This is a genomic window from Pseudomonas promysalinigenes (assembly GCF_014269025.2).
GTDB lineage: Bacteria > Pseudomonadota > Gammaproteobacteria > Pseudomonadales > Pseudomonadaceae > Aquipseudomonas > Aquipseudomonas promysalinigenes.
The window spans coordinates 797,724-822,587 of sequence record NZ_CP077094.1 but is presented as its reverse complement, the minus strand read 5'-3'; the positions used below and the strand labels follow the sequence as shown (position 1 = coordinate 822,587).

Annotated in this window: 26 protein-coding genes; 14 read left to right on the top strand and 12 right to left on the bottom strand. The window is 61.8% G+C overall.

Annotated features, from left to right (window positions below; genetic code table 11):
- Window positions 1-155: 155 nt before the first annotated feature.
- From HU725_RS03855 to HU725_RS03840, 4 genes are all read right to left on the bottom strand, one after another.
- On the bottom strand, window positions 156-1,058 hold the full coding sequence (locus HU725_RS03855; protein WP_186477432.1) for an SDR family oxidoreductase: 903 nt from the start codon (window positions 1,056-1,058) through the stop codon (window positions 156-158).
- Between the two features lie 115 nt (window positions 1,059-1,173).
- Entirely contained in the window at window positions 1,174-2,079 is a 906-nt protein-coding gene (locus HU725_RS03850; protein WP_186477431.1) for an alpha/beta fold hydrolase, read from the bottom strand.
- Window positions 2,080-2,254: 175 nt separating this feature from the next.
- On the bottom strand, window positions 2,255-2,941 hold the full coding sequence (locus tag HU725_RS03845) for an LrgB family protein (protein WP_186477430.1): 687 nt from the start codon (window positions 2,939-2,941) through the stop codon (window positions 2,255-2,257).
- Window positions 2,931-3,317, bottom strand: a complete 387-nt coding sequence (locus HU725_RS03840; RefSeq protein WP_060478532.1) for a CidA/LrgA family protein — start codon at window positions 3,315-3,317, stop codon at window positions 2,931-2,933. The genes HU725_RS03845 and HU725_RS03840 overlap by 11 nt, the downstream gene beginning before the upstream one ends.
- A gap of 97 nt (window positions 3,318-3,414) precedes the next feature.
- On the opposite strand from HU725_RS03840, the gene HU725_RS03835 reads away from it, so the two are divergent.
- The gene (locus HU725_RS03835) at window positions 3,415-4,311 is read left to right on the top strand and encodes a LysR family transcriptional regulator (protein ID WP_186477429.1); all 897 of its coding nucleotides are present in this window, start codon (window positions 3,415-3,417) and stop codon (window positions 4,309-4,311) included.
- Here the strand turns inward: HU725_RS03835 and HU725_RS03830 are convergent.
- The gene (locus tag HU725_RS03830) at window positions 4,293-4,748 is read right to left on the bottom strand and encodes a flavodoxin (RefSeq protein WP_186477428.1); all 456 of its coding nucleotides are present in this window, start codon (window positions 4,746-4,748) and stop codon (window positions 4,293-4,295) included. The two genes, HU725_RS03835 and HU725_RS03830, sit on opposite strands and share 19 nt — an antisense overlap.
- Before the next feature lie 164 nt (window positions 4,749-4,912).
- Between HU725_RS03830 and HU725_RS03825 the strand changes: the two genes are divergently transcribed.
- The 5 genes from HU725_RS03825 to HU725_RS03805 all read left to right on the top strand — a co-directional run bounded on the left by HU725_RS03825 (window position 4,913) and on the right by HU725_RS03805 (window position 7,664).
- Complete coding sequence (locus HU725_RS03825; protein ID WP_186477427.1) at window positions 4,913-5,533, top strand: hypothetical protein; 621 nt, start codon at window positions 4,913-4,915, stop codon at window positions 5,531-5,533.
- A 161-nt stretch (window positions 5,534-5,694) separates the two neighbouring features.
- Entirely contained in the window at window positions 5,695-6,255 is a 561-nt protein-coding gene (locus HU725_RS03820) for a putative antibiotic biosynthesis monooxygenase (protein WP_186477426.1), read from the top strand.
- 75 nt (window positions 6,256-6,330) lie between these two features.
- The gene (gene folM, locus HU725_RS03815) at window positions 6,331-7,023 is read left to right on the top strand and encodes a dihydromonapterin reductase (protein WP_060478527.1); all 693 of its coding nucleotides are present in this window, start codon (window positions 6,331-6,333) and stop codon (window positions 7,021-7,023) included.
- A 9-nt stretch (window positions 7,024-7,032) separates the two neighbouring features.
- Complete coding sequence (locus tag HU725_RS03810) at window positions 7,033-7,326, top strand: DUF1244 domain-containing protein (RefSeq protein WP_186477425.1); 294 nt, start codon at window positions 7,033-7,035, stop codon at window positions 7,324-7,326.
- Window positions 7,323-7,664, top strand: coding sequence for a HopJ type III effector protein (locus tag HU725_RS03805; RefSeq protein ID WP_186477424.1), 342 nt, complete (start codon window positions 7,323-7,325; stop codon window positions 7,662-7,664). Before HU725_RS03810 ends, HU725_RS03805 begins: the two co-directional genes overlap by 4 nt.
- 23 nt (window positions 7,665-7,687) lie before the next feature.
- On the opposite strand, the gene HU725_RS03800 is transcribed toward HU725_RS03805, so the two are convergent.
- From HU725_RS03800 to HU725_RS03790, 3 genes are all read right to left on the bottom strand, one after another.
- Window positions 7,688-8,596 carry an alpha/beta hydrolase family protein gene (locus HU725_RS03800; protein ID WP_186477423.1) on the bottom strand — a complete coding sequence of 303 codons (909 nt, stop codon included), beginning with the start codon at window positions 8,594-8,596 and terminating at the stop codon, window positions 7,688-7,690.
- Between the two features lie 203 nt (window positions 8,597-8,799).
- Window positions 8,800-10,011, bottom strand: a complete 1,212-nt coding sequence (gene fabV, locus HU725_RS03795; protein WP_060478523.1) for an enoyl-ACP reductase FabV — start codon at window positions 10,009-10,011, stop codon at window positions 8,800-8,802.
- A gap of 130 nt (window positions 10,012-10,141) precedes the next feature.
- Window positions 10,142-10,999, bottom strand: coding sequence for a LysR substrate-binding domain-containing protein (locus HU725_RS03790; protein WP_186477422.1), 858 nt, complete (start codon window positions 10,997-10,999; stop codon window positions 10,142-10,144).
- Window positions 11,000-11,135: 136 nt separating this feature from the next.
- On the opposite strand from HU725_RS03790, the gene HU725_RS03785 reads away from it, so the two are divergent.
- The 5 genes from HU725_RS03785 (at window position 11,136) to HU725_RS03765 (ending at window position 16,674) form a co-directional block, all read left to right on the top strand.
- Window positions 11,136-12,176, top strand: a complete 1,041-nt coding sequence (locus HU725_RS03785; RefSeq protein ID WP_186477421.1) for an agmatine deiminase family protein — start codon at window positions 11,136-11,138, stop codon at window positions 12,174-12,176.
- On the top strand, window positions 12,173-13,069 hold the full coding sequence (gene aguB, locus HU725_RS03780; RefSeq protein WP_186477420.1) for an N-carbamoylputrescine amidase: 897 nt from the start codon (window positions 12,173-12,175) through the stop codon (window positions 13,067-13,069). Before HU725_RS03785 ends, aguB begins: the two co-directional genes overlap by 4 nt.
- 2 nt (window positions 13,070-13,071) lie before the next feature.
- On the top strand, window positions 13,072-14,157 hold the full coding sequence (locus HU725_RS03775; RefSeq protein ID WP_186477419.1) for an extracellular solute-binding protein: 1,086 nt from the start codon (window positions 13,072-13,074) through the stop codon (window positions 14,155-14,157).
- Between the two features lie 3 nt (window positions 14,158-14,160).
- Entirely contained in the window at window positions 14,161-15,267 is a 1,107-nt protein-coding gene (locus HU725_RS03770; protein WP_186477418.1) for an agmatine deiminase family protein, read from the top strand.
- A gap of 228 nt (window positions 15,268-15,495) precedes the next feature.
- Window positions 15,496-16,674 carry an acetyl-CoA C-acetyltransferase gene (locus HU725_RS03765; RefSeq protein ID WP_186477417.1) on the top strand — a complete coding sequence of 393 codons (1,179 nt, stop codon included), beginning with the start codon at window positions 15,496-15,498 and terminating at the stop codon, window positions 16,672-16,674.
- Here the strand turns inward: HU725_RS03765 and HU725_RS03760 are convergent, their stop codons facing one another.
- Window positions 16,675-17,526, bottom strand: a complete 852-nt coding sequence (locus tag HU725_RS03760) for a 5-methyltetrahydropteroyltriglutamate--homocysteine methyltransferase (protein WP_186477416.1) — start codon at window positions 17,524-17,526, stop codon at window positions 16,675-16,677.
- 214 nt (window positions 17,527-17,740) lie between these two features.
- Between HU725_RS03760 and HU725_RS03755 the strand changes: the two genes are divergently transcribed.
- Window positions 17,741-19,228, top strand: coding sequence for a methylenetetrahydrofolate reductase C-terminal domain-containing protein (locus HU725_RS03755; protein WP_186477415.1), 1,488 nt, complete (start codon window positions 17,741-17,743; stop codon window positions 19,226-19,228).
- On the opposite strand, the gene yjiA is transcribed toward HU725_RS03755, so the two are convergent.
- The 3 genes from yjiA to HU725_RS03740 all read right to left on the bottom strand — a co-directional run bounded on the left by yjiA (window position 19,188) and on the right by HU725_RS03740 (window position 22,521).
- Window positions 19,188-20,165, bottom strand: coding sequence for a GTPase (gene yjiA, locus HU725_RS03750; protein ID WP_186477414.1), 978 nt, complete (start codon window positions 20,163-20,165; stop codon window positions 19,188-19,190). The genes HU725_RS03755 and yjiA overlap by 41 nt on opposite strands.
- A 78-nt stretch (window positions 20,166-20,243) precedes the next feature.
- Window positions 20,244-20,441: a YbdD/YjiX family protein gene (locus HU725_RS03745; protein ID WP_027918412.1), complete on the bottom strand. Its 198-nt coding sequence runs from the start codon at window positions 20,439-20,441 to the stop codon at window positions 20,244-20,246.
- A gap of 13 nt (window positions 20,442-20,454) precedes the next feature.
- Window positions 20,455-22,521 carry a carbon starvation CstA family protein gene (locus HU725_RS03740; protein WP_186477413.1) on the bottom strand — a complete coding sequence of 689 codons (2,067 nt, stop codon included), beginning with the start codon at window positions 22,519-22,521 and terminating at the stop codon, window positions 20,455-20,457.
- 165 nt (window positions 22,522-22,686) lie between these two features.
- Here HU725_RS03740 and HU725_RS03735 point away from each other — a divergent pair, with 165 nt between their 5' ends.
- Both HU725_RS03735 and HU725_RS03730 read left to right on the top strand, forming a co-directional pair.
- Entirely contained in the window at window positions 22,687-23,049 is a 363-nt protein-coding gene (locus HU725_RS03735; RefSeq protein WP_060478513.1) for a PilZ domain-containing protein, read from the top strand.
- Between the two features lie 263 nt (window positions 23,050-23,312).
- On the top strand, window positions 23,313-24,830 hold the full coding sequence (locus HU725_RS03730; protein WP_186477412.1) for a nucleobase:cation symporter-2 family protein: 1,518 nt from the start codon (window positions 23,313-23,315) through the stop codon (window positions 24,828-24,830).
- The last annotated feature ends 34 nt before the right edge of the window (window positions 24,831-24,864 follow it).

Genomic DNA, 24,864 nt, shown 5'->3' with positions numbered 1-24,864 from the left:
TTTTTCCCGTCGGATCAAGCGCTTATTCTTGACGCACTGGCCGGCCTGAAGGGTTTTATCCCCCCGCTTTTCAGGCCCGCGAGGTTGCACGACGTAGATTTTGAAGCTCCTTGATCTAACGTCTCGATTGGCCGCTGCACGTGCAGCGGCTTTTTTTATTTTTGCAGGTTGGCCATCATCTGCTGCAACGACTGCAAGTTGTCTTGCGGGTGCACGGCGCCGGTGAAATCACCAATCTGCGCCCACTGCTGCGCGACCTGCTCTGGGGTGAAACCCTGCTCAGGGTCAAAGCCGACGCCCAGGCTACGCTCCCAGCGCACTTTACCTACCCAGCCGCCGCCCACTTCGAACAATTGCCCGCTGTCCTGGCACTGCTCGCTGCCCAGATACACCACCAAAGGGCTGATCAATTCAGGCCTGAGGCGCTCGAACAGCTCAGGGGGTATCAACCCCTCGGTCATGCGGGTGCCGCCAGTCGGCGCAATGGCATTGACCCGTATTGCGTGCTTGTGCCCCTCGATGGCCAGGGTGCGCGTCAGCCCATAAAGCCCCAGCTTGGCCATGGCGTAGTTGGCCTGGCCGAAGTTGCCGTAGATCCCCGAAGTCGATGCGGTAAAGATCACCCGCCCCCAGTTCTGCTCGCGCAGATGCGGCCAGGCAGCCCGGGTGATCTTGTAGGCACCTTCGACGTGGACCTTGTACACCTGCTCCCAATCACTGTCGTCCATCTTGTGAAAGGCTTTGTCCCGCAGGATGCCTGCGTTGTTCACCAGCACATCGACCCGGCCGAAACAGTCCAGCGCCTGCTCGACGATACGCGCTCCCTCGGTTACCGAATCATGATTGGCCACCGCCGTGCCGCCGGCTGCGCGGATTTGCGCCACCACCTGGTCGGCCGCAGAAGCGTTGGCGCCCTCCCCCTGGGCAGAGCCGCCCAGGTCGTTCACCACCACCCGGGCGCCACGCGCGGCAAACAGTAAGGCGTGGGCACGGCCCAGGCCACCGCCGGCGCCGGTCACGATCACTACACGCTCTTGCAGGCTCACCGGCTCATTCATGCTCATGGCTCCAGATCAGGTTGAAGGCATCGAGTCTCCGCCAGCACTTGGAGGCGGACAATCAAGCTCAACCTGGCTGAATGCCGGGCAATAAGGCGCGCCGATGATAGCCGGCTCAGGACCAGGCAACTTTCTGCGGTACGAAGCTCAAGGGCTGTTCGCGAAACGACAGATAATGGCGCAGTACCTGCACTGGTGCCTCGGTGTGCGGGTAATGGCCAATACCCTGCAACTCCACGGTGTCGGGGTTCGGCACCATTTGCTGATAGCGCTCGAGCATGTGGGCCCCCGAAACCGGGTCAACCACGCCGTTTATGAAACGCAGCGGCACGGCCCCATGCTGCAACGCGCCAACCCAGCGCTCACGGTGCAGCCTGCGCTCGGGCACGTAAGCGATGAGCCTGTGCAGGATACGCGTGCCTGCGTTGGCTGTGATCAGGCTCCAGTAGTCATCCAGCGCACTTTCGCTGGGATGGGTGCGTGGGCCGTAAATCTGGCTGAGCGTGCGCACCAGGCCATCGCGGCCGAACGATCGCCCGACTAGCCAACCGAGCCGGCTGAGCAGTAGCTTTTGAACGCGCAGAATCTGGCAACTCTCCGGAAACAGCCCGCTGTTGAGAAACACACAGCTGGCAATTTCCGCTCGCCGTTCGTGATGCCGGGCAAGTAATTCTTGGCCGACGCTGCCACCATAATCGTGGGCCAACAGGTGCACCGGTTGATCGACGTGCAGATGCGCCAACAGCGCCTGTTGCAGGTCCGCTTGTTCCATCAGGCTGTAGCGGTGCTTGTGCGGCTTTGCAGAATCGCCAAAACCGAGCATGTCGCAGGCAATTACCCGAAAGCGTTGCGCCAACGGCGCCCACAGGTAATGCCAGTCCCAACTCGCGGTGGGAAAACCATGTAACAACAGCAGGGGTTCTCCTTGCCCTGCGCTCCAGTAACGAATGCTGTGGCCACGGAATGAAAAGCTCTGACCGCGGGTACGCCATACGCGCAGAGGAATCTCGGCGATAGGCATCACAGCGGTCCAGGTGCAATGGAATTGATGGTATCGAGCAAGGCTGCGGTCATTGCATGTCACCTCGGCACTTACATGTGCTCTCTATTTCGAGGTTGAGTGTATCAGCGGCCCGTCAGGTGAAACTTGCGTTACCAGCCAGCTTGATGACCGAGCGAGTCAGTGGCACGAATGGTCATAGCAGCATCACCAGCAATGGCGCGGCAAATAGATTGAGCAACCCGGTCAGCACCATCACCAGCCCGGCCACAGAACCTTCTTCGCCGCCCACCTCCCTGGCGCGGCTGACCCCGGCGCCGTGCGCCCCCACCCCGAATAGCGCACCGCGCGCCAAAGGAGTACGTAGCGGCAGCCAACGCAGCAGAACGCCACCGAACATGGCCCCCAGTACGCCGGTGAACATCACGAACACTGCCGTCAGTTCCGGCACGCCACCCAGGTCATGGGCCAGGGGCATGGCGAAAGGGGTAGTGATCGAGCGCGGCACCAGCGACAGACTGATGGCGTCATCCAATGCCAATGCGTGTGCCAGCCCCCAGGAGCTTGCGATCGATGCCGCACTTCCCGCCACCATCCCTACCAGCAATGCAGGCCAGTGCCGTGCCAGCATCGCCCGTTGCTGCCAGATCGGTACAGCGAAGGCGACCGTCACCGGGCCCAGCACGCTCATCAGCCAATGGGTGTTGCGCGAATACTCGGCGTAGGCCGTGTGCAGCGGCACGGCAACGGCCAGCAACAACGCCGGGACCAGAATCAGCGGCGACATCAGGTAGCGCCCGGTACGCCGGTACAGCCAGCGGCTGAGCAGATACGCCGCCAAGGTCAAGGCCAGCCAGAACAGCGGCATCGGTTCAAGGCTCATGGCGCAGCCTCCAGCGGCAGACCAGCTCCACGGTCAAAGCGGTCACCACCATGACCATCAAAGTACTCACGGCAATGACCAGCAGGATGCGCCAGCCCTCACTGCGCACCAGGCTGCCATAATCGAGCAGGCTCATTAGCGCCGGGATAAAGAACAGCAGCATTTCGGCCATCAGCCAACCAGCGCCAAGCTGCAAGGTGGCGGGCTTGAGCACACCGCAGGCGAACAATAGCAGCAGCAGGCCCAGCCCCATCACGCCACCCGGAATCGGCCAGCCCAGCCAGGCGGCCAACTGGCCACCGAACAGAAACAAGCCCAGCAGCACCGCAACTTCGGCAAGCAGGCGCACGGGCTTTTTGAACAGTGTGGGTTTCATGGGCAAGTTCCTCGACAGGCCCTCATTTTAAATTTCGACTGCCTAGGCCAAAAGCGAATTGTTAGACTTGCATCCATTCCACAATGGAATCGCACCAATGGAATTCAAACAGCTGCGCAGCTTCATCGAGGTGGTTCATTGCGGGGGTTTTACCCAAGCCGCGAAAACCTTGCATATCAGCCAGTCAGCCGTAAGCAAGCAGGTCGCTCAGCTGGAGCAAGATGTGGGCCAGCCGCTGCTTGAGCGTCAGGCTTCTCAACTGCATCTGACGGCTGCCGGACGTATCGTGCTGGAGCGTGGCGAAGCGCTGCTGCGCCAGCGCCAGGCACTGCTCAACGAGTTGGACGATCTAGGTCAGATGGGGCGTGGCGAGCTTCGCCTGGGTTTGCCGATGCTAGGCAGCGATACATTGTTCGCCGGATTGTTCGCCGAATACCGCAGGCGTTACCCCAACATCACCATCCAACTGCTCGAAGGTGGCAGCCGAAACATCGAACAGGCGGTGGCAAACGGCGAACTGGAGCTGGGCGGCAGCCTGACGCCAAGCGACCCGGCCTTCGAGTATCAACCGTTCTGCAATGAACCGCTGGACGCGATGCTTGCGGCGGGTCATGAGTTGGCCGGGCTGCAACAGGTCCGCCTGAAACAGCTGGCACAGACCCCTTTCCTGCTGTACCAACGCAGTTTCGTGCTCAATGACCGGTTGCTCAAGGCATGCCAGCAGCAGGGCTTCACCCCGATAGAAGGTGGCCGCAGCGGCCAGGCGGACTTCCTGGTAGCGCTGGTAGCGGCTGGCCAGGGCGTGGTGCTGCTGCCCAGAGTAGTGGCAAAAACGCTGGAACGCCCCGGCGTGGTGCGCCTGGCGCTGACAGCTCCAGCGCAGCTGCGCTGGGACATCGCCTTCATCTGGCGGCGTGGCGCCTACCTCTCACGTGCCGCGCAGGCCTGGCTGGCCTTGTTGCGCGAGCAGCCGCCTCAGGCCTTCAACGCTTGAGCGAACTGCGCCAACCACGGTTCAGCATCCGCCTCGGGCGTCACGGTTTCGCTGGCATCGAGGGTGAGCATCGGCAGCACTTCACGCACACCCAGCTCGGCGAACAGTTCACGTAGCTGCTCGCCGCCGCCGCAGTAGGTATCGCCATAGCTTGAGTCCCCCAAGCCAATGACCGCGCCTGGCAAACCGCGCAAGGCCGCTGGCAGGGTATCGCGAAGGCTGCTGTAAAGGGGCATCAGGTTATCAGGCAACTCGCCCATGCCGGTGGTGGACGTAACCGCGAGCAATGCGGCAGGGGCAAAACCTTCAAGGTCCTGAGCAGTGGCGCGGGCGGCGTGCCAGGCTTCGAAGCCTTGAGCCTTGAGCAAGCCCTCGGCATGTCGGGCGACTTCTTCGGCGGTGCCATACACCGAACCTGAGATAATGGCGACTTTCATCGGGATGTGGATTCCGAAACTGACTGAAAACGTAGGATACTAGCATCCGTAGGTGGCAAAAGGCCGGCTCTGAACCCTTCTTAAATCCCGACCAATGCACTTGAACCAATCACATTGAACGCGGTCAATTCCCGTTGAAGAAATCGCTACCACCGAGTTCGATCATGCAACCCGACGCGCTCCTGACTCAGGACGAACTGGATTTCATCCAGGACATGCAGCATTCCCCGCAGTTGAACCTGGCCGACCCCACGTCGAGCCTGCAGGTCAATGGTGACCGCCGCGTTCAGTCGTTGCTGGCCCGCCTGGTTGCCAACGAGCAGGTGACCCTGCAGGCCCAGTTCAACAACCAGCAAATCAGCTTCCCGCTCCAGCTGGTCGAAGATGAATTCAATGCGCTGCACCTGCAAATCGGCTCCCCGGAAATCTATGAAGACGATGGCCCGATGCTGCGCCCTTGGCGTCTGTCGATGGAACAGCCATGCCCGCTGCTTGACGCCCAGGGCAAGCCTTGCGGGCTGCTGGTCAGGGATATCTCGTTCAAAGGCGTCCTGCTCGAAGTGCGCGGCATGGCAAAAGCACCTACACGGTTCGATCTGCATTTCGCACCCACTGGTGTCAGCCCGATTGGCCTGCATGGGCGGCTACGCCGTCGTATCGGCCCGGACCTTGCCGCCTATGACCTGAGCCGCAGCAGCGCAGGGGAAATCGACCGGCTACGCGAATACATCCTCCAGGCCCACCGCCTCGCACACCCCGAGCTGCACGATCAGGTAGCGGTCTAACTGCAAGCCTTGCGTGGATTCACGTGTTTCTTCCCTCACCTGCCCCCCTGTAAGATGCCTCGCTGCGCCCGTTTCTTGCATGCCTGCTGACGTCGCCCAACACCCCGGGCCACGCAGACAGGGGCCGGCTACCCGCCAGCTCCATCGCCAGGAGATACACGATGTCTACCCCACCCGTCACGCTGATGGTTTCACGCCGCGCCGCCCATGGCCGTTACCAGGACCTGCTGGCCTGGCTGCATGAAGGCGAGCAACTGGCCACGGACTTCCCCGGCTACCTTGGCTCAGGCATCCTCGCCCCGCCCCGCGACAGCGATGAATTCCAGATCATTTTCCGTTTCAGTGACGAGCCTACACTGTGCGCCTGGGAGCATTCGGCTTCGCGCAAAGCATGGCTGGTGCGGGGCAATGGCTTGTTCGAACGCCCCAGGGAGAGGCGCGTGACGGGCCTGGACGACTGGTTTGGCACCAGCTCGGTGCAAAAGCCGCCGCGCTGGAAGCAGGCGGTGGCCATCTGGTTGGCGTTCTTCCCCGTCTCGTTGCTATTCAATGCGCTGTTCGGGCAATGGCTGGCGGCGTTCGATCTGCTGCCCAGAATCATGCTCAGCACCCTGGCCCTGACGCCGGTGATGGTCTATTGCTTCATACCCTTGTCCACCCGCCTGTTGGCCAACTGGCTGCATGCCACGCCATCAACCGGCTCGGCATTGCGCAGCCGCTGAGGCGGGTCATACAAGCCGTATCAGTTGGGGTATGCTGGGCGGTAACGACAGGACAGACAAGTTGACCGCCCGCACATGAATAGCCCCATTCTCGTTACCGGAGCCAGCCAGCGCGTCGGGCTGGCCCTGGCCCTCGAACTGGCCCAGGCCGGCCATACGGTAGTCAGTGCCAGCCGCAGCGTACAGCCCCAGCCTGCGCACCCGAACATCGTGCAATTCCAGGCAGACCTGTGCCTGAAGGCCGACCGCGATGCCTTGATCGATCACCTGCAGCGCAACTACGACGGCCTGCGTGCCATCATCCACAATGCCTCGCTCTGGCTCGACGATGACCTGGACAACCTGCAGACCATGTACCGCCTGCATGTCGAGGCGCCCTATCACCTGAACCTGGCCTTGGGCGAGTTGCTGAACAAGGTCGAAAAGGCCGATATCATTCACATCTGCGACGAAACCTCTTCGCGTGGCAGCAAGGGCCATATCGGCTACGCCGCCACCAAGGCTGCACTGCAGAACATGGTGCTGTCATTCGCTGAAAAGTACGCGCCCAAGGTCCATGTCAACGGTATCCTGCCGGGCCTCTTGATCCTGAAGGAAGGTGGTGACGAGGCCTATCGGCAGCAGACCCTGAAAAAGGCCCTGCTGGAATTCGAGCCTGGCGCCGGGCCATTGATCGAGACGGTCAAATACCTGCTCGCCAGCCAGTACAGCACGGGTAGCCAAGTGGTCATCAACGGTGGCCGCCACCTGAAGAACCGCATGATCTGAGAGACTGACATGACTGAACAACAGCAACTCGAACTCGAAGCCGCCGCATTCCGGCGCCTGGTCGAACACCTGCAAAAACGCACTGATGTGCAGAATATCGACCTGATGAACCTCTCTGGCTTCTGCCGCAACTGCCTGTCCAAGTGGTACAAGGCCGCCGCCGACGAGCGCCAGATCGACATCACCCTGGATGACGCCCGCGAAGCGGTGTACGGCATGCCCTACGCCGAGTGGAAAGCCCAATACCAGAAAGAAGCCAGCGCCGAGCAGCAAGCGGCGTTCGAACAAGGAAAAACCTCGTGACTGATCTGAACACCCTGCGCAGCAGCCTGGCCAGCGGCCAACACCTTTTCGCAGATACCCTGGCGTTCATCGCCAGCAACTACAGCTACCAGCCCCAGGCATTCAACAACGGTGGCGTGGAAAATGCCGCAGGGCAGAACGAAGGGTCGTGCAAAACCTTGGGCCTGGCTCTGCTGGAAGGGCTGAGCGACGAGCAGGCACTGCTGGCCTTCGGCGAACATTATCGCGATGTGCTGGCCACCCCTGAAGGCAGCGACCATGGCAATATTCGGGCGTTGATCAAACACGGGCTGGCGGGCGTGAAGTTCGCCGCTCAACCGCTCAAGCGCAACGTTTGATGGCATCGGGCCAGGCCGGGTGATCAGCGGATCAGCTGCCCTGGCCCATTGGCAGGCAAACTGCCGCACTTGACCCATTGCAGGGCAATCGGCCACAAGTTGGCGCGAAACCTGTCGTGGAAAAACGCGAAGTGGCCGATCTGCTCGACCGAGATATCCACAGGGGCTATGCGCAGGTGCCAACGCTCGGCGCCCTGCAGGTAACTCAGCAGCCGCTCTGTAGCCGCTACGGTGCCGAACGGGTCATCGGTCAGGCTGATCGCCAACGTCGCTGCGCGTACTTGAGCAAATGGCATTTCTGGCAGGTAGCGGCCGCTGGGCCGATGCTCATAGCGCTCGGTGCGGGCCGTCCAGTCCTTGACCACCCCAGTGGGGGTATCCTCCATCCAGCCCAGGCGCTTGCCAGGAAAGTAACCGAACAGACGGGTGAGTAACGGCATCGCTACATGCCATTTGCCGAGCAGCCGCCAGCGTTGCTCAGGTGCATAGTCGCGCCAATAGGCAAACTGCGCCCCTACCATCACCACCCGCCGCACCTGCCCTGCCGACGGGGCCAGGCCCACGGCGCAACCGCCGAAGCTATGGCCCACCACACTCACTGGCTGGCCAGGAAACTGCGTGGCAGCGTGGGCCAACATGGCTTCGAAGTCCAGCCGCCCCCAATCGCTCCACGAAGCCTGGAAGCCGCGCAATGCGTGCGGGCGAGACTCGCCGATGCCGCGGTAGTCGTAGGTCAGTACATCGCAGCCGTGAGCGAACAGGTAGCTGGCGAAGCGCGAGTAATAGCGGCAGCGAACCGAAGTGGCCGCATTGATGATCACCAGAGGTCGCTGGCTGTCGGGCTGGGCGTGTCGCCAGCAGAAGCCGCCCAGACTGTAGCCGTCGGCTGCGGCCTGGCGAAATGCGGTAGCAGGTTGGGTGAGGCTGCTCATGTCGCGCATCCTGTTGTGATGCGCCAAAACTAGCAAAAAATAAGGGCCCCTACTGGCTAATAACAGGCAGTAGGGGCCTCATGCTGGTCTCCCCGGGCAGGGGCACAGCAGTTCATGGCTAAACCCGCGAACGGCGGTGAAGCGAACCCCTTGGGCTGGACTGGCAAACACTCGCCTGCGCTAGCCCAATGAAGCCTCGCAGCTTACAGCTCGATGCAGTCGAACTTCACATCGGTAGCCACATCTTCGTCGTAGTTGACGTCAGCGCGCTCGAAGCCGAACAGGTTCAGGAACTGTTTCTTGTAACCGGCGTAGTCGGTCAGCTCGAACAGGTTTTCGGTGGTCACTTGCGGCCACATCGCCTTGCAGGCGTCCTGCACGTCGTCACGCAGCTCCCAGTCGTCCAGGCGCAGGCGGGCCTTTTCATCGACCTCGGCCGGTGCGCCGTCAGCACGATACAGGCGGTCACGGAACATGCGGTCCAGTTGGTCCTGGGTGCCTTCGTGAACACCCTTTTCCTGCATGATTTTGAACACCATCGACAGGTACAGCGGCATCACCGGAATGGCCGAGCTGGCCTGGGTGACCACCGATTTGAGCACCGCCACGTTGGCGCCGCCTTTCACTTCAGCGGCCAGCTTCTGGTCCAGACGCAGTGCGGTTTCGTCCAGGTCCTGTTTGGCCCGGCCCAGGGCACCGTGCCAGTAGATTGGCCAGGTGATTTCGGTGCCGATGTAGCTGAAGGCTACGGTGCGCACGCCTTCGGCCAGTACGTCCGCGCCCGCCAGAGCGTCGATCCACAGCTGCCAGTCCTGGCCACCCATCACGGTGACGGTATCGGCAATTTCCTGCTCAGTGGCCGGCTCGATGCTGGCCTCGATGATCGTATCCTTGTTGGTGTCGATTGCAGTCGACTTGTACGGTTGGCCGATTGGCTTCAACGCCGAGCGCACCACTTCGCCGGTCGTCGGTAGCTTGCGCACAGGCGAGGCCAGCGAATAGATGACCAGGTCGACCTTGCCGCCCATTTCGTTCTTGATCAGCTCGATGACCTTGGCGCGGGCTTCGTCGGAGAAGGCGTCGCCGTTGATCGACTTGCTGTACAGGCCCTCGGCCTTGGCGAACTTGTCGAAGGCAGCAGCGTTATACCAGCCGGCAGTACCGGCCTTGGTTTCGGTACCGGGCTTTTCGAAGAACACGCCCAGGGTGTCGGCCTTGAAGCCGAAGGCTGCGGTAATGCGAGCCGCCAGACCGTAGCCGCTGGAAGCACCGATGACCAGGACCTTCTTCGGGCCATCCTCGCGCACGCCCAGCTTGCGGGTGGCTTCGATCTGGTCACGGACGTTGAGCTCGCAGCCCTTCGGGTGAGTCGTGGTGCAGATGAAACCGCGAACCTTAGGATGAATGATGGCCAATGTCTGTACCTCGTCAGGTTAATGCCGGAGGAAGCGCCAGCGGGGGCGATTCCGTTTGATCGAGGGTGAGACTACCCCCGCAGGTTATCCGACACATATTACGGGGTGTTTGAGGCGATTCAAACGCCGGTCACGCCTGCAATCGATCACGCAACCACCCCAGGAACTGTCGGGCCAGTGGATCGTCCTGGCTGTCACGATGGACCAGGCAAGCCCAGGCTGGCCCACGTACCCGCTGCTCGGACAGCGCCTGCAGGCGCCCCTCCTGCACCACGCGTTGGGCCAGCAACTGGCTCACCAAGGCAACCCCCAGGCCTTCGCTGGCCGCATCCAGCAACAGCCCTGGGTCTGAAAAATTCAGCCCCTTGGCCTGCTGCCCTACATCCTCACCGCCTTCCAATTGCCAATGGCTCCAGTCCATTTCGCGCTCTCCGTGCAAAGTAGTGCGCATTTGCGCAGGGCTTTGCAGCAATGTTGGGTGGCAGGCTGGGTAGAGGGCGTCCTGATGCAATACGGTGAAGCTGCACTCAGCTTGGGCGCTGAGGTCGTCACGGATGGCCAGGTCGATGGTTTCGCTGGCCATATCGGGGACCTCGAAGCTGGTGAACAGCCATAGGTCCACCTGCGGGCAGCGCTGATGGAAATCGGCCAAACGTGGCAGCAGCCAGTGCCGAGCGAAAGCGGGGCTGGTATTGACCACCAGCTGGTTGGGTTTGCGGTACTGCTCCAGGCGGCGGATGCCCACTGCCAGGTGCTGGAGCATAGACTGGGTGGTGCTCAGCAGATCTTGGCCGGCATCGGTCAGGCTCACCGCGCGGCCACTGCGATGAAACAGGGGCTGTTCCAGGTAGGTTTCCAGGCTGCGGATTTGCTGGCTGATGGCTGATTGGGTGAGGTTCAGGGCTTGTGCGGCTTTATGAAAGCTGCCCAGCCGTGCGGCGGCTTCGAAGCCCCTGAGGGCATTGAGTGGGGGCCAGTACTTGAGCATGATCGATAAGCTCTGCTAATCAGTTTTCTACTAAATCTATCGTTTGTCACCCCGCTTTCATAGCCCTAGCATGGCCATCAACACCCGCGACGGCGGGCTTCGTTGATAAAAAACCTTAATAGAATCGGAGTTCACTATGCACCTGTCTGCCGACAGCGGCTGGCGTATGCCTGCGGAATGGGCCCGCCACGCAGCAACCTGGATGGTCTGGCCTAGCAACCAGGCCCAATGGGAGAGCGGCTGGCGAGTCAGCCTGCCCGACGTACAGCGCGACTTTGCCCGAGTAGCGGCCGCGATCGCACGCTTCGAGCCCGTCAGGATGGTGGTCGACCCATCGGCCATGGCCAGTGCCCGTGCGCTGTGCGGTGCCAATATCGAACTGATCGAACTGGCCGTTGACGACAGTTGGTGCCGGGACAGCGGCCCGACCTTTATCTGCCACCCGCAGCACGGCCTGGCCGGCCTGAGCTGGCGCTTCAACGCCTGGGGCGGTAAATCGCAGTACGATCTAGACCGCAGCCTTGGGCGCCGCATCCTCGACCATCTGGGTGTGGACGGCTTCAGTACCGCATTGTGCAACGAAGGGGGCGCCATTCATGTGGATGGCCAGGGTACGCTGATCACCACAGAGTCGGTGCTGCTCAACCCCAACCGCAATCCAGGTATCGACAAGGCGACCTTCGAAGCTTGCTTTGCCCGCTACCTGGGCATCAGCAAAACCATCTGGCTGCCGGGAGACCCAGAATACGTCACAGGCGACATGACCGACGGCCATGTCGACGGTGTCTGCGCATTTGCCCGCCCTGGTGTTTTGCTGGTCGATGCCACCCATGAGCATGGCTCGGTCTACGCCGAAGTGGTCCGGGAAAACCGCCGCGCCCTGGAACTGGCGACCGACGCCCATGGCCGGCATTTCGAACTGCTGGACCTATACGAAGCCAGCGCTGCGGTGGATCAGGATGCTGAGGTGTTCTGCGCGTCCTATACCAACTTCTACATCGCCAACGGCGCGATCATCATGCCGGCTTACGGCATTGCCGCTGACCAGAACGCCGCCGAGCAGCTCGCCCAGGCATTCCCGGGCCGTGAAATCGTACCGGTGCGCATCGATGCCATTGCGCACGGCGGCGGCGGCATCCATTGCATCACCCAGCAGCAACCCCAGGTGCAGCCATGAGCCTGCTGCGCGTGGCCACCACCCAGATGCCCTGCAGTTGGGACCTGCCAGGCAACCTCGAGCGCGCCGAGCAACTGGTGCGCCAGGCCGCCGCCCAAGGCGCACAGGTGATCCTGCTGCAAGAGCTGTTCGCCACACCCTACTTCTGCATCGAGCAGGACCACAAACACCAGGCACTGGCCCAACCCTACCCCAGCAGCCCGATCTTGCAACGCTTCGCAGCCCTGGCCGGCGAACTCGGCGTGGTGCTGCCGTTGAGTTGGTATGAGCGGGCCGGCAACGCTTTCTTCAATTCATTGACGGTGGCCGATGCTTATGGCCGGCTGCTGGGCGTCTACCGCAAAACCCATATCCCCAACGCCATCGGCTACCAAGAGAAGGAATACTTCAGCCCTGGCGATACCGGTTTCAAAGTCTGGGACACCGCCTTCGGCCGGCTGGGCATCGGCATCTGCTGGGACCAGTGGTTTCCGGAAACGGCCCGCTGCCTGGCACTGATGGGCGCTGAAGTGCTGTTGTTCCCGACCGCCATCGGTTCGGAGCCCGGCTGCATGGAGCTGGACTCGCGCGACCACTGGCAGGTGGCGATGCGCGGCCATGCCGCCGCTAACCTGGTGCCCGTGGTGGCGGCCAACCGCGTCGGCAGGGAAGTGGCTGGCAGCGATGAATCACTGAGCATGGTGTTCTACGGCTCATCGTTCATCTGCGACCACAAGGGCGCCATGCTCACCGAGGCCGACCGCGCCAGCAGCGGCATCTGGCTGCACGATCTGGACTTGGCGGGCATGCGCGAGGACCGTCTGAGCTGGGGTATCTACCGCGACCGCCGGCCGCAGATGTATGCGCCCCTACTGACGCTGGATGGTCAGCACTCACTCAACCCGAGGGCCTGAACATGGTACGCCATCTTTTCGCCGCACTGGGCCTGGCCATCTGCACAAGCCAGGCCCATGCCGACCAACCTACGCTGCGCCTGTACAACTGGGCCGATTACTTCGCTGAAGACACACTCAAGCGGTTCACCGCAGAAACCGGTATCCAGGTGATCTACGACGTGATGGACGGCAGCGAGGTATTGGAGGCCAAGTTGATGTCCGGGCGCAGTGGCTACGACCTGGTGTTCCCTGGTGACACCGTGGCCGAACGGCTGATGCGTGCCGGCAGCCTGCAACCGCTCGACCAGAGCCGCCTGGAGGCACTCGGGGATATCGAGCCAGGGCTGCGCGCGCTGCACGCGCAATACCCCAACGCCAGCAAAGCCACCGTCCCCTACACCTGGGGCACCATCGGCCTGACCGGCAATGCCGAGAAAATTCGCCAGCGCATGCCCGGTGCGCTTTTGGACAACCTTGATCTGTTGTTCAAACCGGAACTGGCCGCCAAGTTCGCCGATTGCGGCATCTCGATCATCGACTCTCCTGACGAAGTACTGGCCGTGGTGCTCAACTATCTGGGGCGTGAGCCGCGCAGCGCCAAGCGCGAAGACCTGGCCGCCGCCAGCGAGCTGCTCAAGGCGGTACGCCCCTACATCCGCAAATTCCAGTCGCAACCGGTGACCGAGCTGGTGAACGAAAACCTATGCCTATCACTGGGCTACAGCGGCGACGTGATCCAAGCCCAACGCACGGCCGAAGCGGCCGGCAAGCAGCTGGATTTCCAGTACCGAGTGCCCCGCCAGGGCACAACGGTGTGGATGGACACCATGGCCATCCCCGTCGATGCCAAGCACCCGGAATACGCCTATCGTTTCATCAACTTCGTGATGCGCCCGGCAAACATGGCTGCCATCAGCAACTTCACAGGCTACCCGACCGCCAGTGCCAAAGCCCGCCCAGCGGTGGACGCACGGATGCGCGACAACCCCGATATCTACCTGGCCCCCGCCACCTATGCCCGGCTGATCCCGGGCCGCGATATTCCACAAGCCGACATGCGAGCACGCATGCGCGTGTGGACTCGCTTCAAGACCGCACAGGACTGAGCCATGCCAAACCGTCGAACCTTTCTGCAACTGTCGCTAGCCGCAGGCCTGGGTGCCGGGCTGGGGCTGCCGTTGGGCCTTGCCCGTGCCGAGGAGCCTGGGCGCTGGTTCATGCCGGACGAGGGCGAGCCCCAGCAACGCGCGTTCATCGCATTCGGTGCCCAGCAGGCAATCTGGGAAGACTTCACCGCCGATGTACAGGTAGCCCTCGGCCGAATCGCCCAGGCCATTGCGCGCTATCAACCGGTCACCGTCTTTTGTCGCCCCGACGAACGCGAGCTTGCCGAACAGCACTGCGCCAGCGGCAACACAACGTTTGTCGAGTGCGACCTGGACGATATATGGATGCGCGACATCAGCGCCAATTTCGTGCTCGACGATGAGGGCGCTCTGGCAGCCGTAGACTTCAACTTCAACGGTTGGGGCAACAAACAACGCCATCGCAACGACGCGCTACTGGCCAGGCGCGTTGCCAGCCTGGCCAACGCGCGTTACCAGCGCAGCGAACTGGTCGGCGAAGGCGGTGCCATCGAGGTGGACGGCCATGGCACTGGCATCATGACGCAGAGCAGCTGGGTCAATGCCAACCGCAACCGGCAATGGAGCAAGGCCGAGGTCGAGGCTGAGCTCAAAGCGCGTCTGGGGTTGGATAAAGTCATCTGGCTGCCGGGTATCGCAGGCAAGGACATCACGGATGGGCACGTGGATTTCTATGCGCGCTTCGTTCGTCCGGGGGTGGTCATCGCCAACCTGGACAATGATCCGGACTCCTATGACTACGAAGTGACCCGCAAGCATTTGGAGATTCTCAAGCAAGCCACCGATGCCCAAGGCAGGCGTTTGCAAATACACGTCGTATCACCCCCAATGCACGGGCGGCGCAACAAATTCAACCGGGGCAACGATGATTTCGCGGCGGGGTACATCAACTACTTCGTGATCAATGGCGCAGTCATCGCACCGCAGTTCGGCGATGCACAGGCCGATGAGAAAGCCAGGGCGCTCTTGGCAGTGCTGTACCCAGGGCGCGAAATCGTACAGCTGGACATCGATGCCATTGCTGCCGGTGGCGGCGGTATCCACTGCGTGACGCACCAGTGCCCGGCATAGTCGCCTGGCGCATGCCTGCAACGGTCAATCGGTCGTGAGGTCGACCGCCCCAGGCGCGCAACCCCATGGGCTGCGCTGGCCTCGACCAGCACGCTGCCCAGTGGCCGCCACGGCCTAAGCGCGCATTCATTGGCTTTTCACATCAATCACAAAGAAAAACAAACTTAACAAATCAGCCCATCCCGCCGATGCTGGCAGCACTACGCCCATTGCCCGGAGAACAACAACATGAACGACGTGGTCATCGTCGCCGCAACCCGTACCGCCATCGGCAGCTTCCAGGGCGCCCTGGCCACAGTGCCCGCGGTCGATCTGGGTGCGGCAGTGATCAAGCAGCTGCTGGCGCAGACCAGGCTGGACCCGGCTCAGGTCGACGAAGTCATTCTTGGCCAGGTGCTGACCGCGGGGGCTGGGCAGAACCCTGCGCGCCAGGCCGCGATCAAGGCTGGCCTGCCTTACAGCGTACCGGCCCTGACCCTGAACAAAGTCTGTGGCTCTGGCCTGAAGGCTCTGCACCTGGCGGCCCAGGCAATACGCTGCGGAGACGCCGAGGTGGTGATCGCCGGAGGCCAGGAGAACATGAGCCTGGCCCCGTACGTGATGCCTTCGGCGCGCACCGGCCAACGCATGGGCCATGGCCAACTGATCGACACCATGATCAGCGATGGCCTGTGGGATGCCTTCAACGACTATCACATGGGCATCACTGCGGAAAACCTGGCGGACAACTATGAATTGAGCCGGGAGCAGCAGGACGCGTTCGCCGCCGACTCACAGCGCAAGGCGGTAGAGGCCATCGATGCCGGGCGCTTCAAGGCCGAGATCACGCCAATTGTGATGCCGCAGAAAAAAGGCGAGCCCTTGGTCTTCGACCGCGATGAACAGCCTCGCCCCGGCACCACTGCCCAATCGCTGGCCAAGCTGCGCCCAGCGTTCAAGAAAGATGGCAGCGTTACCGCCGGCAATGCCTCCAGCCTGAACGATGGCGCCGCCGCCGTATTGCTGATGAGCGCCAGCAAAGCCCAGGCCCTCGGGCTGCCGGCACTGGCAAAGATTGCCGGCTATGCCAGCGCAGGGGTGGACCCAGCGATCATGGGCATCGGCCCTGTGTCTGCAACCCAACGCTGCCTGGACAAAGCGGGCTGGCAGTTGGCTGACCTGGACTTGATCGAAGCCAACGAAGCGTTCGCCGCTCAAGCCCTGGCGGTGGGTAAGGCACTGCAGTGGGATGCCAGCAAGGTCAACGTCAATGGCGGTGCAATCGCCCTGGGGCATCCGATTGGCGCTTCCGGTTGCCGGGTGCTGGTCACCTTGCTGCATGAAATGATCAAACGCGACGCTAAAAAAGGCCTGGCCACCCTGTGCATCGGAGGCGGTCAGGGGGTCGCCCTGGCCATCGAACGGTGATCAGGCGCTGACCCGCAGCTCGCTGGCTTGCGCGTCGTTGACCGTCCTGGCCAGTTGCGCGACTTCCTGACACTTCTGCACGGCCAGGTGTACCGGGCCGTGCAGCAACGCGCAGGATGTTGCCACCCACAGGCGATCGCCAAGGCGCTCGTGGGCATCGCGCAGCAAGTCCAATGTCGTTTCCAGATCGACAGGTGAGGCACTGTTACCGTCGATCAGGCCAAGCGACAGCACCTTGTAGCCCGGCAGGCGATCGAGTACGGCCGCATACTGGTCCGGGGCCTGAACCAGATCGACATGCAGGCCATCGACCGGAAGGCTGACGGCCACGCCCAGGTTGCCCTCGAGCCCACCGGTGCTGATGGCGATCAACTTCTTCAGCGGCGCACGCTGGAGGATGTTGTAAACCCGCTCGTAAGCGTTTTTCCATTCCTGGGGCAATTCCCTGGCCAGGATCGGCTCATCGATCTGTACCCAATCGGCGCCCAGAGCAGCCAGGCGGTTGAGGGCCCGGTCATACTGCGGCAACAGGCGCTCGAATAACTGCACCTCATCCAGCTCGCTGGCGCTTTGGCTAGCCAGCCACAGATAGCTCAATGGGCCGATCACCACCGGCTTGACTGCATGGCCCAAGGCTTTCGCCGCTTTGACTTCTTCAAACAATTGCTCCCACTTCTGCGCCAGAAGCTGCTCATCGACGCTGAGCAAGCACGCTGGCTGTTGGGCATACCAGGCAACGTCGCCGACCGGCAACAGGTCGATGCCGGCATCTTTCTGCACTTGCCATTGGCGGGCACGCAGCGCATGGTCGCCGCTGATGTGGGGGAACCCCAGAATGTGTGCCAGTGCCATGTCGCGCCCCTCGATAATCCCAGAATGAATGGGCAGCATTGTCCGGCCCGCGTCCGGCTGAGACAAACTCATTAAATTTGAGATGAACTCAAGAATTTCTCATGATGCCGCTGCTCCATGTCTTGTTCAGAGCAACCGCGTGCGCCTTCAGACATGACCCCAGGCCAGCACCTGCCGCACAATGCCAAGCTGAAGACATCAGGTACCCGCCAACATGAGCCCGCTCAAAGCCGCGCTGCGCGATAAACAGTTCGTCTGCGTCATGGAATTCGTGCCCAAGGCCTCAGCCCAGCGCTTCGCGGCGATGGCGGCGATCATGGCGCGCAAGCAGCTGTGCGGCTGGCCCATGACCGTCGCCATCGGTGACCGCGTAGGCAGCCCGCTGGACATGTCCCCTCTCGACGCCCTCGACACGTTCGATACCCCAGTGCCTGCCCTGCCCCACTTTTCGGGCAAGGACCGCGAGGCCCATCATCTTCTGGCGCAATTGCAGCGTATGCAGGCAGCCGGCCTCGATCAGTTGCTGCTGCTTAGCGGCGACCGCCTGCCGGGTCATCAGCCTGGGGAACGCCCTGTGCGCTACCTGGAGTCGGTAGCGGCCCTGCTGATCGCGCGCCAGGCCTGCCCACACTGGTTGCTCGGAGCCGCACTGAACCCTTTCAAGTACCACGAGGAGGAAGGCGGGGCGCAGTATCTGAAGGCCGAGAAAAAGCTCGCTGCCGGCGCCGATTTTCTCACCTTGCAACTGGGCTTCGATGCCAGTAAGCACCAGCAAGCCATGCACTGGATGCAGCGCCAGGATTCGCCTAAACCGATGCTGGCCTGTTTGATGAGCCTGACTGCTGGCCGTGCAGCGATGCTCGAACACGTGGCCGGCGTTACCGTATCGCCGTCGATGCGCAGCCTGCTCGAAGCCGAAAGCCAAGTGTCCAAGGCCTTTGCCCTGGCCCGCAGTGTCGACCGCCTGGCGCTGCAGATCATCGGTGTGAAGCTGATGGGATACGCGGGCGTGCACCTGTCCGGGGTTCATGACCTCGAGCAGCTGTTGCTACTGGAGGAGCGCTTGCACTACTGGCAGGGCCACATCCACTCGATGGCCCAGTGGGCGCCTGCCTGGGAGGACAGTTGGCAGATGCCGGGCCTGCCCAGCGTGACCTTTCATCCACCTGCGGGGAACTGGCGCCCGGGCGAATCGACTGCGCGTGCTTCTGCAAAAGAAACCTTTCGCTATCACCTGCTGCACAGCACCCATTCGCTGCTGTTCAGCCGCAGCAGTTGGCTGAGCAAGGCGTTCGGCTGGGCGGTGCGTCAGCCTGTCTGGGCGACCCAGGGAGGAGCCAGGGTGCTGCATCGCCTGGAGCGGGCAGCCAAACGCCCGCTGGTAGGCTGCGACACCTGTGGCCGCTGCCGCCTGGAAGATACGCTGTACATCTGCCCGGAAACCTGCCCCAAAGGCCTGGCCAATGGGCCTTGCGGGGGGACGTCACTGAACCGCTGCGAGTTTGGCGACCGTGAATGCATCCACAGCGTGAAATACCGCACCGCCAAGGCCGTGGGGCAGACTGGCGTACTGGCTGAGCGACTGATCCCGTGCGTCGAGGTGCAGACCCGCCACCGCAGCTCCTGGCCGCAGTGGTTCGAGGCACCTCAATTGCGCCAGCTCAGTCGGCAACCAACGCCTGGAAGCCAGCCCGAATCTTAGCTTCGGGCAACTCATCGGCGATGAACACCATCACGCTCTCGCGGGTTTCGCAGGCTCCCCACTCGGCATCCCAGTCGAAGCCATAGAGTTTGAGCACACCCTGGAACACCAGTCGGCGGTCCTCGCCAGCAATGTTCAGCACGCCCTTGTAGCGCAGCAACTGCTTGCCGTGCTCCTCCAACAGCTGGTTCATGAAATCACTGAGGCGGTCGATGTCCAGCGCCGTTTCAGTGCGCAGTACCAGGGTACTGATGCGGTCAGGCGTGGCGGGTTTGAGCACGGGTCGCAGGCTCGGCTTGAGGTTGGCGCCCAGGTCTGGGTTGAGGTTGAAACCGCGCACATCCAGCAGTTTGGCCAAGTCGATACGGCCATGTTCGACCAGCTCAATGGCTGCCCGACCATTGATCCGCGCCAGGCGCTCCTGCAGCGCCTGCACCGCTGCCGGCTCGACCAGGTCGGTCTTGCTCAGCAGCAAACGGTCGGCAAAACCAACCTGGGCCTGGGCAATGCTCTGGGTCAGGTGCACATCGGCATGGGCAGCATCGACCAGGGTGATGATGCCGTCCAGCAGGTAACGTTCACGCAGTTCTTCATCGACGAAAAAGGTCTGGGCAACCGGCGCCGGGTCAGCCAGGCCTGTGCATTCGATCACCAGCCGGTCGAAGGCGATCTCGCCGGTGTCCAGGCGTTCGAGTAGCAGGTACAAGGCGCGGGTGAGGTCGCCATGGATGCTGCAGCACACGCAGCCATTGGCCAGGGTCATGACCTGCACCGGTTCGTCGCCTAGCAGCTGGCTATCGATGCCAGCCTCGCTGAACTCGTTTTCGATCACGGCCAGTTTCAGCCCGTGCTCGGCCTTTAGCATGTGCTTGAGCAGGGTGGTCTTGCCAGCACCGAGAAAACCGGTGAGCACTGTGACGGGAATGGGCGTGTGCACGCGAAAATCTCCTGAAGCTGAAAATGATTGTGGGAGGCCGGTTGCCCGACCTCCCACAGGTTCACGCAGGTTGCAGGTTCAACAGCACTTGGGCCCGGACTTGCCACCGTAACGGGCTTCCTGGCGCTCGCGGAAGAACGCCTCGTAGCTCATTACCGGCTTGTCCGGGTGTTTGGCCTGCATATGCTCGACGTAATTGTCGTAGTCGGGCATGCCGACCATCAGGCGGGCTGCCTGCCCCAGGTATTTACCCAGTCGGCCCAGGTCGTTGAACATCGCTGCAGCCCTCTTACGCGTCAGGCAGAGCCTGGAACGGGGTTTCTTTGTCGGTGCGCTCTTTGCGACCAAGGGCGGCGTAGCCGACTTTGATGGCGAAGAACAGCACGCTGAATACCACTACCAGGAACAGAATGGTCAGCCCGGCGTTGGTGTAGGCGTTGAAGATCACATGCTGCATCTGGTTGATGTCCTTGGCCGGAGCCAAGACTTGGCCGGCATCCAGTGCAGTGCTGTACTTCTTGGCCAGGGCCAGGAAGCCCACAGCCGGGTTCGGATCGAACAGCTTGATCAGGCCCGCGGCGGTGGTGCAGATCAGCAGCCAGGCTGCCGGTAGCAGGGTCACCCAGATGTAGCGCTCGCGCTTCATCTTGATCAGCACGACGGTGCCGAGCATCAGGGCAATACCGGCCAGCATCTGGTTGGAGATACCGAACAGCGGCCACAGGGTATTGATACCGCCCAGTGGGTCGATCACGCCCTGGTACAACAGGTAACCCCACAACGCCACGCAACCGGCGGTGCCGATCAGGTTGGCAGCCCACGATTCGGTACGCTTGAGGGCCGGCACGAAGCTGCCCAGCAGGTCCTGCAGCATGAAGCGCCCGGCACGGGTCCCTGCGTCCACCGCAGTGAGGATGAACAGCGCTTCGAAGAGGATCGCAAAGTGGTACCAGAAGGCCATGGTGTTCTCACCCGGCAACACCTGATGCAAGATCTGCGCGATACCGACAGCCAGCGTCGGCGCACCACCGGCACGGGCCAGGATGGTGTGCTCGCCAATATCACGGGCCACGGCTTCCAGCTGGTCAGGGGTGATCATGAAGCCCCAACTGCTGACCGTTTGCGCCACCGAAGCGACGTCGGCGCCCACCACGGCGGCTGGGCTGTTCATGGCGAAGTACACACCCGGCTCGATCACCGAAGCGGCAACCATGGCCATGATGGCGACGAAAGACTCCATCAGCATGCCGCCGTAACCGATGTAGCGGGCGTTGGCTTCGTTATCCAGCAGCTTGGGCGTGGTGCCCGAGGAGATCAGGGCATGGAAGCCCGATACCGCGCCACACGCGATGGTGATGAACAGGAACGGGAACAGCGTGCCCTTCCACACCGGGCCAGTGCCGTCGGTGAACTGGGTCAGAGCCGGCATCTTCAGCTCGGGCATGGTGACCAGAATGCCGATGGCCAAAGCGATGATGGTGCCGATCTTGAGGAAGGTCGACAGATAGTCACGCGGTGCCAGCACCAGCCAAACCGGCAGCACGGCAGCGACGAAGCCGTAGCCCACGAGCATCCAGGTGATCTGCACGCCGGTGAAGGTGAACGCCGGGCCCCATACTGGGTCGGCGGCGATCTGCCCACCCAGCCAGATGGAAGCCAACAGCAGCACCACCCCGACTATCGAGATTTCGCCAATGCGGCCTGGGCGGATATAGCGCATGTAGACGCCCATGAACATCGCGATCGGGATGGTCGCCATCACCGTGAACATGCCCCATGGGCTCTCGGCCAGGGCCTTGACCACGATCAGCGCCAGCACCGCCAGGATGATGATCATGATCAGGAAGCAGCCGAACAGCGCAATGGTCCCTGGGATACGGCCCATTTCCTCGCGCACCATGTCGCCCAGCGAGCGGCCATTGCGGCGGGTAGAGAGGAACAAGACCATGAAGTCCTGCACCGCACCGGCCAGCACCACACCAGCGATCAGCCACAGCGTACCGGGCAGATAGCCCATCTGCGCAGCGAGTACCGGGCCGACCAGTGGACCGGCGCCAGCGATGGCAGCGAAGTGGTGACCGAAAAGGATGTGCTTGTTGGTTGGAACGTAGTCAAGACCATCGTTGTTGAGTACCGCAGGGGTCGCTCGACGAGGGTCCAGTTGCATCACCTTGGTGGCGATGAACAGGCTGTAGTACCGGTAGGCGACCAGGTAGATGGCCACAGCAGCGACCACGATCCACAAGGCATTGATCGCCTCGCCGCGGCGCAGGGCAACCACACCCAGCGCGCAGGCTCCTATGACTGCCAGCGCCAGCCACGGGATGTGGCGTAGCAGGCTATTATTGTTGTTCATGGTTTGCTTCCAGCTGGTGGATTGGAAAAGACCGCCTAGCGAGTCTAGGGCGTGTCATCGCGCATTGCCACACTTGCTTTGGTCTAGAGCCTCTGCGGCCAGATTGTGATACCTGATTTGTGTACATGATCCCTATAGTCAGCATGCACCTCGGAGGGCTTGCCCATGCAGCATCACGACGAACGACGCCGTTTTCTGCGCATCGACTTCGACGCACCGACCGAACTGCGCCAGGGCGACCGCCGTTGGCCGGTGAAACTGATCGATCTGTCGCTCAAAGGCTTGCTGGTCGAATGCCCGCAACCTTGGGATGCCGACCTCACTCAGGACTTCGACGCCATCATTCACCTCGACCCCCACAACCGAGTACAGATGCAGGTGGAACTGCGCCACGAAGAGCCTCGGCGGTTAGGCTTCGTGTGTTTGTACATCGACGTCGAATCCATGACTCACTTGCACCGTCTTGTGGAACTGAACCTGGCCGACAGCACCGAAATGATGCGTGAGCTGCGCGAACTTATCGAATAATGAAATCTCTTAGCTAGCTAACAGCCTTCCCACCCAGTGTTTCTTGTCTACCCAGACAGCTTTCTGCCTGGGTACAAGCTTTTTGTACACACCCCTCTAGCCCCGCTTTTACTAAGTTGGTACGCGACCTGCATTGCTTTCATGCACACATTGCCGGGCCGCTGTTCGCTCTCCGATCAAAATATTGTATACAATTTATGTAGCAATCATTTGCGGGAACTGTCTACAGTAGCGCCACAACAAAAAAACAGAGAGCCTGCTCCATGACTACGTCCCCTAGCACGTCTCCCGCCAAGCGCCCTGAGGATGAATACCTCGGGCTTGGCGCCAATATGGCCTATGGTCTGCAGCATGTGCTGACCATGTATGGCGGGATCGTTGCGGTACCCCTGATCCTGGGCCAGGCCGCTGGCCTGAACGGTGCGGAAATTGGCATGCTGATCGCCGCCTCGCTGTTCGCTGGGGGCCTTGCGACGCTGCTGCAGACGCTGGGCATTCCGTTCTTCGGCTGCCAGTTACCGCTGGTTCAGGGCGTATCGTTCGCTGGCGTGGCCACAATGGGGGCTATCCTCAGCAGCGAGGGCGGCGGTGGGCTGCCAGGCGTGCTGGGCGCCGTCATGGCGGCATCGCTGATCGGCTTGCTGATCACCCCAGTGTTCTCGCGCATTACCAAGTTCTTCCCGCCGCTGGTGACCGGCATCGTCATCACCACCATCGGCCTGACCCTGATGCCGGTCGCGGCACGCTGGGTGATGGGCGGTAACAGCGCCTCACCAGAGTTCGGCAGCGTGGCGAACATCAGCCTGGCCGGCCTTACCTTCGCCATCGTGCTGGTGTTGAGCAAGCTGGGCAGTGCAACCATCTCGCGCCTGTCGATCCTGCTAGCGATGGTAGTCGGCACATTGATCGCCTGGGCCTTGGGCATGACCGATTTCAGCAAGGTCAGCGAAGGCCCGATGTTCGCCTTCCCTACGCCATTCCACTTCGGCATGCCGGAGTTCCACATCGCGGCGATCCTGTCGATGTGCATCGTGATCATGGTGACCTTGGTGGAAACCTCGGCCGACATTCTCGCGGTGGGTGAAATCATCGACACCAAGGTCGATTCCAAACGCCTGGGCAACGGCCTGCGTGCCGACATGGCGTCGAGCATTCTGGCGCCGATCTTCGGGTCGTTCACCCAAAGCGCCTTCGCCCAGAACGTCGGCCTGGTGGCAGTGACCGGCGTCAAGAGCCGCTACGTGGTCGCCACCGGTGGCGTGATCCTGGTAGTGCTGGGCCTGCTGCCGGTGATGGGCCGGGTGATCGCGGCGGTACCGACCCCGGTACTGGGTGGCGCTGGCATCGTCCTGTTCGGCACCGTGGCAGCCAGTGGTATCCGCACCCTGTCCAAGGTCAACTACAAGAACAACGTCAACCTGATCATCGTCGCCGCCTCCCTGGGCTTTGGCATGATCCCGATCGCTGCACCCACCTTCTATCACCAGTTCCCCAACTGGTTCGAGACCATCTTCCACTCGGGCATCAGCTCGGCGGCAATCATGGCGATCCTGCTGAACTTGCTGTTCAACCACTTCAAGACGGGCAATTCGGAGAATCAGTCGGTATTCGCCGCTGCCTACGAACGCACCATCCAGTATTCGGACATCTCGTGCCTGCGCGATGGTGACTTCTTCAAGGATGGCAAGTTGTTCGATGCCGATGGCAACGAAGTGCCGGTAATGGAGCTGGACGAGCACGGTAACCAGGCGCCCAGGCGCACGGCGGTTGCCGAACATTGAGCGCTGACTGAGCGTTGAGGTGGGGGGCCGATGC